This window comes from Brevundimonas sp. MYb52 (assembly GCF_002979535.1).
GTDB lineage: Bacteria > Pseudomonadota > Alphaproteobacteria > Caulobacterales > Caulobacteraceae > Brevundimonas.
Window position 1 is genome coordinate 75,751 of record NZ_PCPB01000005.1, and the last position, 11,613, is coordinate 87,363.

An 11,613-nucleotide genomic window follows, 5' to 3' on the forward strand; every position below is an offset into this window, starting at 1 on the left:
CGCTGCAGCATGTCGCCTTGTTGAAACAGTTCGGCCCGGATCGCGCTGATCCGGGCCGATTATTTGCTCACTTTATGAAGCGCGTCTCGACCGGGGCGTAGCGGTCCCAGACCGCCTTGTCCGCCAGCGAGCGCAGCAGCTTCAGGTATTCGGCGTGGGTCCAGGCCAGGGGGGTGGCCGAGTTGGTGCCTTCGCCCATGGCCTCGTTGTGGCGGGTCGGGGCGCCCACGCCGTCCCAGACCTGTTCGGGCAGCAGCAGGCCGGCGTTGGCGAAGCGCTCCATGCCGCGCACATAGGTCTGGCGGATGGCGCTCAGCGACGCCGCGTCGGCGGTCCCGGCCTGAAGCACGCGGGCCAGTTCATAGTGGCCGCGCTCGCCGGTGAAGAAGGGCCAGACCCGGCCGCGCTGGCCCGGCGCCATGATCCCGCCGACGCCGTAGCCCTTGCCGTCCGACACGTCCTCGCCATAGCCGTCGACGCCATAGCGGCGCCAGCCGGGCGTCTGGTCGCCCGCCGGACCGAAGTCGTAGCGGACGCGATACAGGTCCTCGCGCGCCGTGTCGTCGTATTCGCCCAGGGTCGCGACCACGTGCTCGTCATTCGCCGCCCGTACGCCATAGCGCACCAGTTCCAGGAAGCCGCCGTCGATGACCCGGTCCTCGGCCGGCGCGATCTGGCCGTTGGCCTCGCCGATGGGGGCCTTGTCATTGGGGTTGGTGTTGCGGCTGATGCGGACGTAGTAGCGCCCGTCGCCGAAGTCGCCGTTGGTGGTGAACATGCTGGCCTCGATCTGACCGGCATAGCGGTCGGCGGCGGCCTGATAGCGGGCGGCGCTCGGGGCGTCGTTCGCGGCGCGGGCCATCTCGGCGGCGACCGTCAGACCGGCCACGACGGCGGCGGTGCTGGACGGGGAATAGCCCTGCTGCTCCTCCCAGCGTTCCTGCTGGGTGAAGGGCGGGCGGATCTCGTTCTGGTTCCAGTCGATGTCCACCTGACCGCCATCGACCAGGAAGTCGGCGGCGGGCTTCAGCATCTTGGCGTACATGTCGGTCATGTCGGCGTCGGACAGCCAGCCGAGGGTCCACAGGCGATGGCCCAGCATGATGGGCATGGCCGTCTGGTCCAACTGGACCGCCATCCATTCCAGCGTGCCGTCGACGTGGGTCTTTTGCAGGAACCAGCCGCCGGCGCCCTTGTTGCCGGGGGTGTTCGGCCCGACCTGGACCTGGGGCAGGTAGTGGAAGGCCGCCAGCGGGGTGTCCTTGTCACCCAGGGCGGCAAAGGCCATCGCCACCTGATAGAAGTCGCGCGGCCAGACGGCCTTGTAGCCGGTCGAAGGCTTGGACGCGTCCACCGTGTCGCCCCACGGATTGGACAATGACGCGATCAGGGCGCCGGCGTGGGTGTGGTCCTCCAGCGACTTGATCATCAGGGCCGAGGCATAGGCCAGCTTGCCGCCGTCGGTCGCTTGGGCCGCGACGCGGGGCAGTTCGCTCAGGGAGGCGAGATAGTCTTCCCAGCCCGCCCGCTCGCCCTCGCCGTTGAAGCGTTTCAGCACCTCGTCCAGTCCGGTCGTCAGGGCGGCGTCGGCCTGGGCTTCAGCGGCGGCGCGGCTGTCGCCGAAGCCGATGACGAAGTCGCGGCTGACGGTTTGGCCCTGTTCCAGATGCGGCAGAGCGCCGGTCAGCATGATGTTGCCGCCCGCATCCCCCGTGGTCGAATAGGCGGGCAGGGCGCCGGCCTTCAGCCCGGTCAGACCGTCGGAGGCGCCCATGAAGCCGACGCTGGCGGCCTCGAACGGGGCGCTGGGACGCAAGGAAAGATGGACGTCGCCTTCGTGGGCGTAGAGGCCGGTCGCGGCCGCCTCGCCCCGGTCGTCCACGCCGGTGTTGGCCATATGCGGCTCCAGCAGGACATAGGGGGTCACGCCGCCCTTCAGCGCCCGCACGGTGACGCGCAGGATCAGGGCCTGGCCGTCCGGATCGGTGAAGACCTGCTTGTCGATGGCGAAGCGCCCGGCCTTGTCCGTCGTCGTCACCGTGTAGGCGGGCGACAGGGGGCGACCCTCGGCGTCCTTGTGCAGATAGTCGATGGTGAAGTCGGTGTCGGCGCCTTCGACCGCCAGGCCGCTGTCGGTGACGACGGCCAGACGCAGCTGCTTGATCTGGGCCTCATGGATCAGGCCGTACATGGTCTCGGTCAGCACCCCGTCGGCGATGGAGAACCAGACCTTGGACACGGTCCCGGTCGGCCCGCCGTCGCGATAGGCGCCGTCGACATAGGCCTCATAGGCCGTGCCTGCGCCCACCTTGGCGGCATAGGCCCAGGTCGGGGTCTCGCCGGGCGCGCCCGGAGCGGTTTGCGCCGAGGCGGCGCCGGTCAGGACGGAGGCGGCGGCGCCGGCGAGGATCAGGCTCTTGAAAACACGCATGGGAAAATCTCTCACTCAGGCAGGCGTCAGCAGGAATTTCAGCGGCACGTCGAGGCGGCCGTTCCACGACGCCTCATTGTGCTGGGCGCCGGGGAACAACAGGGTCTGGAAGTCGCGCGGGCCATAGCCCCCCTCGCGGAAGACGGCGTCGATGCGGCTCTGGAAGGTCGCGTAGAACTGATCCAGGGTCTCGTCGCCGCGATCGAAATAGAAGCGGTGCGAGCCGGGTGTTGGCAGGCCCTCGGCCACCACGCGGGTCCAGGCCCCGACCACCTTGTCGCGCCAGACGGCCAGGGCCGCTGGGTCGTCCAGACCGTCGATGCGCAGGGGCCAGTGGGTCGACAGACAGGCGGCGGTGCCGAAGACCTGCGGGTGTTTCATCACCGCATAGAGCGAGATCAGGCCGCCCATGCTGGAGCCGCTGACCAAGGTGTCCGTCGGTCCGGCCAAGGTGCGATAGGTCTGATCGATGAAGGGCTTCAGCTCCTCGACCATGAAGCGCAGATACTCATCCGACAGCGGCGCGCCGCCATAGATGGCCTGGACGTCGTCGCGGACGTCTGCGGGCAGGGCCTTGATCAGGTCGGCGGGGACATACTCACGCAGACGCAGCGGCGTGTTCCAGATGCCGACGACGATGGGGGCGCGGACCTGGCCGTTGGCGATCAGTCGGCCCAGATGCTCGTCCACGCCCCACTCGCCGAAATTGGCCTTGGAGGCGTCAAACAGGTTCTGGCCGTCGTGCATGTAGAGAACGGGATGGCGCTGCGACCCCGCTTCATAGCCGGGCGGCAGCCAGACAGTGACGTTGCGGGGCTGGACGTGGGCGGAGGCGAAGTCCGGGTGTTCGACCAGTTTCCCATCGACCGGGATGTCGGCCGCGGCCTGGCCCGCGAAGGGCAGGGCGGCCAGCAGGCCCAGGGTCATGCGGCGCGACAGCTTCGTCTCCTGGCTCATGCCTTGTGCTCCCGCACGAACAGGGCCGAGACGGCGGCGATGAAGAAGCTGACGCCGCCGATGATCAGGGCGTAGACCGCCTGACCCGCGAACAGGTGCTTGAGGATCAGGCCGAGGATGGTCGCGGCCAGCAACTGGGGCACGACGATGAAGATGTTGAAGACGCCCATATAGACGCCCATCTTCCGCCCCGGCAGGGCGCCCGCCAGGATGGCGTAGGGCATGGACAGGATCGAGGCCCAGGCGAAGCCCACCCCGATCATCGGCAGCCACAGCAGGGCTGGATCGCGGATCATGGCGACGCCGATCAGGCCCAGCCCGCCGAGCACTAGATTGATGGCGTGGGCGCCGCGACGGCCTGTCCGCCGGGCCACGACCGGGATCAGGAAGGCGGCCAGGGCCGCGACCCCGTTATAGACGCCGAACAGCACCCCGACCCAGTCGGCCCCGGCGTTGTAGGCGGCGCTGGTGGGATCGGAGGAGCCATAGTGGACCGCCGTCACCGTGGCCGTGGTGTAGATCCACATGGCGAACAGGGCGAACCAGCTGAAGAACTGGACCACGGCCAGACCCTTCATGGTGTCCGGCATGGCGAAGACGTCGTCGAGGATCTCGGTCAGGCCGTTGGTGCGCGCCGCCCGGCGGAAGGCGGCGGTCGCCAGTTGCAGGGCGCCAAAGACGGCCAGGGCGCCGGCCAGGATATAGAGCTCCTTCTCCCATCCCGAGGCGAAGACCACGGCGGCGACCGCCGCGCCCAGACCCAGGAAGGTCAGGCCGCCCAGGCCATAGAGGCCCGCGCCGCGTTCGGGCGAAGTCGGGGCCGGGTCGTTCTCGGCCACCCCGTCGAAGGCGGCGATCTCGGCCGGGCTGTATTCCTTGGTGGTGAAGACGGTCCACAGCACCGTGGCCAGCAGGCCTGCCGCCCCGACGTAGAAGGCGATCTTGACCGACAGGGGCACAGCCCCCTCCGCCGCCGTCGAGGCGACGTGGAAGACGTTCGACAGCAGCCACGGCAGGACCGAGGCGAAGACCGCCCCCGTCCCGATGAAGAAGCTCTGCATGGCGTAGCCGGTGGTGCGTTGCTCCTCCGGCAGGTTGTCGCCGACGAAGGCGCGGAACGGCTCCATGGTGATGTTGATCGAGGCGTCCATGATCCACAGCATGGCCGCCGCAAACCAAAGCGTCGGGCTGTTCGGCATCGCTACCAGAGCCGCCGAGGTCAGCAGGGCCCCGACCAGGAAGTAGGGCCGACGACGGCCCAGCCGCCCCCAGGTCTTGTCGCTGAAGTGGCCGATGATCGGCTGGACCAGCAGGCCCGTCACCGGCGCGGCGATCCACAGGATGGCCAGGCTGTCGATCTCGGCGCCCAGGGTCTGGAAGATGCGGCTGGTGTTGGCGTTCTGCAGACCAAAGCCGATCTGGATGCCGAAGAAGCCGACGCACATGTTCCAGATCGCCCACATCGACAGACGAGGTCGGGGCAGCTTGGGACGCGTGGCGCGCGGCCTTCCGGTTTCAGCGGACAGGACGGGGGCGGCTTCGCTCATCGGCGCGACTTCCTTCCCAGCGGCACGAAGCGGATGGCCTGGCCGCCGCCGGGGGCCAGGTTCAGCGTCAGGGTATCAGCGGACGTGACTTCGCGCTGCTCGATGACGATGTCCTCGCGCTTCCCGCGATAGTCGGCGTTGGGACCGTCGCGATAGATCTCCGCGCGATAGCGGCGACCGGCGTCGAGGAAGCTCAGCGAGGCGCTCAGGCTGCGCGGATGCTCGTCCGACACGGCGCCCAGGGCCCAGACGTCGGAATGGCGATCCTTGCGGGCGATGACGACGAAGTCGCCGATCTCGCCGTCCAGAACCTTGGTCTCGGCCCAGTCGACCGGCACGTCCTTGATGAACTGGAAGGGCGCGGGGTTGGCCTCGTAGTGGACCAGCAGGTCCGCCGCCATCTGGATCGGGCTGTAGATGACGACATAGAGGGCCAACTGTTTGGCCCAGGTGGTCTGGATGCCGCCGGGGCTGCGCGTCTCCATGCCGAAGATGCCCGGCGTATAGTCCATCGGCCCGGCCAGCAGGCGGGTGAAGACCAGGTTGGCCTCGTGCTCGGGCGGGTTGCCCGGCTGGCCCCAGGCGCTGAACTCCATGCCCCGCGCGCCCTCGCGGCTGATCATGTTGGGATAGGTGCGGCGCAGGCCGGTGTCCTTGAACGGTTCGTGGGCGTTGACCGCGACCTGATGCTTGGCCGCCGTCTCGATGACGCGCATGTGGTGTTGGGCCATGGGCTGGCTCTCGTGCCAGGCCATGACAGCGCGGCCGTCGGGTCCGGCCACCCGCGCGCCGCCGGCGTCGGCGACATAGCCGGTCTTGACCGAGTGCATCCCCAGTCGCTGATACAGGGCCATCGCCGGTTCGAGCTGCTGCTCATAGTGGAAGGCGTTGCCGCCCGTCTCGTGGTGGCCGATCAGCTGCACGCCCTTGGCCCGGCCGTGCGCCGTCACCCGCTCGATGTCGAAGTCGGGATAGGATTCGGTGAAGCTGAAGTCCGAGCCGTTGGCGAACCAGTCGCCGTCCCAGCCCTTGTTCCAGCCCTCGACCAGCACCCCGCCGAAGCCGTGCTCGGCGGCGAAGTCGATGTGCTTGATGGCGTTCTCGGTGGTGGCGCCGTGCTTGGGGCCGGAACCCCACGACTTCAGCTCCAGGTGCATTTCCCACCAGACGCCGAGGTACTTCATTGGCTTGAACCAGCTGACGTCGCCCAGCTTGTTGGGCTCGTTCAGGTTCAGGATCAGGCTGGATTCGACCAGGCCGGCGGCGCTGTCGCTGATCTGCAGAGTGCGCCATGGCGTGTGGAAGGGGGCCTGCCGCACCACAGCGGCGTTGGTCAGGCCTGGCGTCAACTGGGCGCGGAACTTCAGTCCCTCGGCGCGACGCAGGTTCATGCCCGCATAGTCGATCAGGGCCGCTTCGTGGATCGAGACGTGCAGGCCGCTGTCGCCGCGCACGGTCATCGGCGTCTGGGCGCTGCCGACCGCGTCGATGCGGGTGCGGTTATAGAGGTATTCCTCGCGGTTCCATTCCCAGGCCGGAATCCACCAGGCCTCGCCGTCCTCGGACAGGTTGAACTCGGTCAGTTCGGCGCCGATGCGGACGGTCTTCAGCCCCTCCTGCTCAGGGAATTCGTAGCGGAAGCCCAGGCCGTCGTCATAGAGGCGGCAGACCACGTCGAAGCGACGGCGAAGACCCGCCTTCTCGGTGAATGACACCCGCCATTCGTTGTAGTGGTTGCGCACATAGCGGCGCTCGCCCCAGGGCTGCTCCCAGGTCTCGTCCACCGTGACGGGGGCGCCCGCCGACAGGGTCATGTTGCGCTCCAGCATGGGTGCGTCGGTCAGCAGGAAGCCCAGCCAGGAGGTGTCCACCACCTTGCGGCCCAGACGGCTGACCGCATAGGTCGGGCGCCCGTCGTTGTCGGTGGCCATCTCGATCGTCAGCACCCCGCCCGGCGACGAAGCGCGCACCGCGTTCGAGGTCGTCTGGGCCACGGCGGGGGCGCCGAAGGCCAGGGCCGAGACGGTCCCGAGGGCGAGGAAGGAGCGGCGTTTCAACATAATCACGTCCTGTAACAAAGGCTCTTGCCAGACGCCGTTTGACGGGCGCATGAGAGAGCAAGATTTGCAGCAAATTTTGCAGCGACTGTTTTCGGAGCCCGCGACCCTTGAGCCGCAAGTCCACGCGACTGGAAGACCTGGCCCAACTGGCGGGCGTCTCGATTTCCACGGCGTCGCGCGCCCTGAACGACCACCCGGCGGTCAACGACCGGACCAAGCAACTGATCTGGAAGCTGGCGCGCGAGCACGACTATCCGTTCCGCCGCTACATGCCGGCGGGCCCCATCGGCGCCGAGGCGACCATCGCCCTGGTGGTGCCGCGTCCGCAGGGGCGCGAGGGGCGTCTCAGCGACCCCTTCTTTCTGGAACTGCTGGCCGGGGTGGGCGAGGCGGCGCGCGAGCGCGGCTGCGACCTGATCATGAGCCATCTGGCCCCGGCGACCTATGAAGACGTGGCCGCCGCCATGACCACCAGCCGCGCCGATGGCGTCATCTTCCTGGGGCAGAGCACCCTGCACGCGGCCTTCAACCGCCTGGTCGAGACCGAGGCGCGTTTCGTCGTCTGGGGCGCTGAGCTGCCCGATCAGCTCTATTGCTCGATCGGCTCGGACAACATCAACGGCGGGCGTCGGGCGACCCTGCACCTGGCCCGACTGGGGCGTAAACGCATCGTCTTCCTGGGCGACCTCGATCCGCCCGAGGCCATGCAGCGCCATCGCGGCTATCTGGATGCTTTGGCCAGCGCGGGTCTGCCGGTTGATCCGGCCCTGATCGTGGACGCCCACTTCGAGGTCGAGTCCGCCGAGGCCTCGGTCGAGTCCCTGCTGCGGCGCGGCGTAGACTTCGACGGCGTGGTCTGCGCCAGCGACCAGATCGCCCTGGGCGCCGTGCGCGCCCTGACCCACGCGGGTCGCAGCGTGCCGCGCGACGTCTCGGTCATCGGCTTCGATAACGTCCCCTTCAGCCGCTATTCCAGCCCGGCTCTGTCCACCATTGCTCAGGACACGATGAAGGCCGGTCGCCTGATGGTGTCCAAGCTGCTGGACCACGGCGGCGACGCCGCCGGCCGCTCCGAGCGCGTGCCGACGGACCTGATCGTGCGCGAGAGCTGCGGCGGCTGATCCCACCTCAGCCGGCCTCTTTGCGCAGCAGGACGCCGCCCAGCGGCGGCAGGACGCCAGCCTGGCTCAGGTTGACGCTGTCGACGACGGCATAGCCCGCAGGCGCGGTCCATTCCTGCGCTTCATGGCCCAGGTTGAAGGCCGCCAGCAGGGCCTCGCCGCCGCCTTCGCGGGTGAAGGTCAGGACCGGCGCGGTGGTCAGCACCGTCATCTCGCCGATGCGCAGGGCCGGACAGGCGCGGCGCAGGGCCAGGATGCGGCGCGTCGCTTTCAGCATCGACTTGGGGTCGGCGTTCTGGACATCGACCGCCATCGGGGGATGGCGCGCGTCCACCGGCAGCCAGGGCTCGACGCTCGAGAAGCCGGCGAAGGGGGCGTTCGCCGTCCACGGCATGGGCGTGCGGGCGCCGTCGCGGCCTAATGTCTGCGGCCAGTTGGCGATGGCTTCGGGATCGACCAGACGATCGAACGGCACCTCGCCCTGCGGCAGGCCCAACTCCTCGCCGTAGTAGACGAAGACGTTGCCGCGCAGGCTCACCAGCAGCAGCATCAGCATCTCGGCCAACTGGCGCTCATTGCGGCCCTCGGCCCAGCGCGAGATGGCGCGCGGCGCGTCGTGGTTGGAGAAGGTCCAGGACGGCCAGCCCTCGCCCTGCCCATCTTCTCCTTGAGTGCCAGGCCACATGGCCGCGCCGGTCTTCACCAGATCGGCCAGCATTCGCTCGGCATAGAGGTAGAGGAAGCCGTAGGCGCTGTGCAGGTGGCGATCGTCGGCGGTGTATTCCTTCATCTCGCGGTCGGCGTGGTCGCCGCCGACCTCTGCCACGGTGAAGCGCCCGTCGCCGTAGGAGTCCGTCAGGGCCCGCACCCGCTCCAGGAAGGGGGCGATGTCGGGGTGGGACTGGTTGTAGATCTTGTCCTGGAAGTCGAACGGCCGCGTCCGCTTGCCGCCCGCCGGGAAGGCCGGATTGTCCTTCAGCGACGGGTCGTTGATCATGAAGTTGATGGCGTCCAGGCGGAAGCCGTCCACCCCGCGATCCAGCCAGAACCTGCCCGCGGCCAGAAGCGCGTCCTGCACCGCCGGATTGCGGCCGTTCAGTTGCGGCTGCTCGGGCAGGAAGTTGTGCTGATAATACTGGCCGCGCCGCGCGTCCCAGGTCCAGCCCGGCCCGCCGAAGACGGACTGCCAGTTGTTGGGCGGCGAGCCGTCGGCCTTGGCGTCGGCCCAGACATACCAGTCGGCGTGAGGATTGGTGCGGTCCTGGCGGCTGGCCTTGAACCACTCATGCTGGTCAGAGGTGTGCGACCAGACCTGGTCGACGATGACCTTCAGCCCCAGGCCGTGGGCCTTCTCCACCAGCCGGTCGAAGTCGGCCAGGGTCCCGAACACGGGGTCGACGTCGCAGTAATCGGCCACGTCATAGCCGAAGTCCTTCATCGGCGAGGTGTAGAAGGGCGAGATCCACACCGCGTCTACGCCCAGCGAGGCGATATGATCCAGATGCGCCGTAATGCCGTTCAGATCGCCGACGCCGTCGCCGTTGCTGTCGGCGAAGCTGCGCGGATAGACCTGATAGACGACGGCGCCGCGCCACCATTCCTGATGGGCCTGCTCCGGAGCGGGGACGACGGGGAGGGTCGCAAGGGTCACTGGGCAGGGCCTTCGGATACGCAGATCAGGTAGTCGAGCGGCGGCACGGTCACGCGGACCACGCCTGGCGCGGCGGAAGCGGCGGGGCAGGACCCGCGCGCGGCGGTCCAGCGGGTCGAGGACGGATCGACCAAGATGTTGGCGCTCAGCGACTCGGTCCCGGTGTTGAACACCACCAGGGTCTCGCCCGTCTGGCCGGGCAGGGCGCGGGTGATGGCGAACAGGCCGGGCGCCTCGGCGGCGGCGCGCACCGTCTGCTCGCCGCGACGCAGGGCCGGGTCGGCGGCGCGCAGCCGGGCCATTTCGCTGATGGCGCGATAAAGCGGCGCTCCGCGGTCGTAAGGGTCGCGCAGGCCGCCGATGCGCTGCTCGGTGCGATAGGTCTCGACCTGCCCGTCCCACATGTCCTGACGCCCGCCGCCGTAGCCGCCGCCGCCGGCGAAGCCCTGTTCGTCGCCGTAGTAGAGGGTGGGCACGCCTCGGCTGAACATCATCAGGGCGTGGGCCAGGCTGGTGCGGGCCAGAAGTTCGGCGTCCGGCGCCTGGGGATGGGCCTTCAGCACGAAGCCGCCGATCCGACCCATGTCGTGGTTGCCCAGGAAGGTCGGCAGCTGCAGCGCGGCCTCAGCCCCGCCTTCATACAGGGCGTCAGCGGCGAACAGCTTGGCCAGGGCGTCCGGCGCCTTGGCGCCATTGGCCACATCGGTGGCGACCGACTGGAAGCCGAAGTCGAGCACGGCGGGCAGCTTGTCCACCCGCGTGTGCTGGGCCAGGGCCGCAGGGTCGTGGTCATAGACCTCGCCGAAGATATGGAAGTTGGGGATGCCGCGGGCCTTGGCCCGCTCCATCATGGCCGGGACGAAGGCCTGCCAGAACTCGGGGTTCACATGCTTGGCCGTGTCGATGCGGAAGCCGTCGATCCCGTAGTCGTCGATCCAGTCGCCGAAGATCTCGATCATGCCCTGAACCACGCGCGGGTTCTCGGTGAACAGGTCGTCCAGCCCGGCGAAGTCGCCGTGGGTCGAGCTTTCGCCCCGGAAGGTCGAGTCGCCCCGGTTGTGATAGAGCAGGGGATCGTTCAGCCAGGCTGGGACCTTCACCGTCTCCTCGCCGGCCGGGATGTAGGGCGTGTAGGCCCAGGTCGGATCGGTCAGCCGGGCGAAGTCCGACGCATCCCCGTCGCCGCGGAAACCGTCATTGATCGCCGCACCCTCCACGCCGCCGCGCCGCGTATAGGGATAGTCGGCGACGGGACGATAGGCGCAGTCGTTTTTCGGGCATTCGCGATACTGGATCACGTCGGCCGTGTGGTTGGTGACGATGTCCAGATAGACCTTCATGCCGCGCGCATGGGCCGCCTCGACCAGGGCCTTCATCGTTTCCGGCTCGCCGAAATGCGGGTCGGGGCGGGTGAAGTCGGTGATCCAGTAGCCGTGGAAGCCGGCCATCGGCCGGCCGACCGTCGGCTGCACCGGCTTGTTCTTGAAGACGGGGGCCAGCCAGATGGCGGTAGCGCCCAGGCCCTGCAGATAGTCCAGCTTCTGCATCACTCCGGCCAGATCGCCGCCGTGATAGAATTCGGGGCTGGACGGATCAAAGCCGCTAATCAGCCGGTCCGGCGCATAGCCGCCGTGGTCGTTGGCGGCGTCGCCGTTGGCGAAGCGGTCGGGCAGAAGGAAGTAGATGACCTCGTCCTGCGGCGGGCGCTGACGCATGGCCTCAAGGGTCGAGGCGGCGGGCGCCTGGGCCGACGTCTGGGCCGAGGCGGCTCCGGCGCCCAGCAGACTCAGGCCGGCGGCGGCGGCGAGCAGACTCTTCCTGCGGCGTGGCGTCCTGGGCATGGCGG

Annotated in this window: 7 protein-coding genes; 1 reads left to right on the forward strand and 6 read right to left on the reverse strand. The window is 68.5% G+C overall.

Annotated elements, in window-relative coordinates; all coding sequences use genetic code 11:
- Window positions 1-67: 67 nt before the first annotated feature.
- The 4 genes from CQ039_RS08035 to CQ039_RS08050 all read right to left on the reverse strand — a co-directional run bounded on the left by CQ039_RS08035 (window position 68) and on the right by CQ039_RS08050 (window position 6,995).
- Window positions 68-2,431, reverse strand: a complete 2,364-nt coding sequence (locus tag CQ039_RS08035; protein ID WP_105563808.1) for a glucan 1,4-alpha-glucosidase — start codon at window positions 2,429-2,431, stop codon at window positions 68-70.
- Window positions 2,432-2,446: 15 nt separating this feature from the next.
- Window positions 2,447-3,388: an alpha/beta hydrolase gene (locus CQ039_RS08040; RefSeq protein ID WP_105563807.1), complete on the reverse strand. Its 942-nt coding sequence runs from the start codon at window positions 3,386-3,388 to the stop codon at window positions 2,447-2,449.
- Entirely contained in the window at window positions 3,385-4,851 is a 1,467-nt protein-coding gene (locus CQ039_RS08045) for an MFS transporter (RefSeq protein ID WP_233190248.1), read from the reverse strand. The genes CQ039_RS08040 and CQ039_RS08045 overlap by 4 nt, the downstream gene beginning before the upstream one ends.
- An 80-nt stretch (window positions 4,852-4,931) precedes the next feature.
- Entirely contained in the window at window positions 4,932-6,995 is a 2,064-nt protein-coding gene (locus CQ039_RS08050; protein ID WP_105563805.1) for a glycoside hydrolase family 97 protein, read from the reverse strand.
- 62 nt (window positions 6,996-7,057) lie between these two features.
- On the opposite strand from CQ039_RS08050, the gene CQ039_RS08055 reads away from it, so the two are divergent.
- The gene (locus CQ039_RS08055; protein WP_199183611.1) at window positions 7,058-8,116 is read left to right on the forward strand and encodes a LacI family DNA-binding transcriptional regulator; all 1,059 of its coding nucleotides are present in this window, start codon (window positions 7,058-7,060) and stop codon (window positions 8,114-8,116) included.
- 7 nt (window positions 8,117-8,123) lie between these two features.
- Here CQ039_RS08055 and CQ039_RS08060 read toward each other — a convergent pair whose 3' ends face one another.
- Both CQ039_RS08060 and CQ039_RS08065 read right to left on the reverse strand, forming a co-directional pair.
- Complete coding sequence (locus tag CQ039_RS08060) at window positions 8,124-9,767, reverse strand: alpha-glucosidase (protein ID WP_105563803.1); 1,644 nt, start codon at window positions 9,765-9,767, stop codon at window positions 8,124-8,126.
- The gene (locus CQ039_RS08065; RefSeq protein WP_105563802.1) at window positions 9,764-11,608 is read right to left on the reverse strand and encodes an alpha-amylase family glycosyl hydrolase; all 1,845 of its coding nucleotides are present in this window, start codon (window positions 11,606-11,608) and stop codon (window positions 9,764-9,766) included. The genes CQ039_RS08060 and CQ039_RS08065 overlap by 4 nt, the downstream gene beginning before the upstream one ends.
- Window positions 11,609-11,613 lie beyond the last annotated feature (5 nt).

Bases quoted from the DNA above. Each gene is read 5' to 3' on its own strand.
- CQ039_RS08035 (WP_105563808.1), bottom strand. From the start codon at position 2,431: ATGCGTGTTTTCAAGAGCCTGATCCTCGCCGGCGCCGCCGCCTCCGTC.
- CQ039_RS08040 (WP_105563807.1), bottom strand. From the start codon at position 3,388: ATGAGCCAGGAGACGAAGCTGTCGCGCCGCATGACCCTGGGCCTGCTG.
- CQ039_RS08045 (WP_233190248.1), bottom strand. From the start codon at position 4,851: ATGTGGGCGATCTGGAACATGTGCGTCGGCTTCTTCGGCATCCAGATC.
- CQ039_RS08050 (WP_105563805.1), bottom strand. From the start codon at position 6,995: ATGTTGAAACGCCGCTCCTTCCTCGCCCTCGGGACCGTCTCGGCCCTG.
- CQ039_RS08065 (WP_105563802.1), bottom strand. From the start codon at position 11,608: ATGCCCAGGACGCCACGCCGCAGGAAGAGTCTGCTCGCCGCCGCCGCC.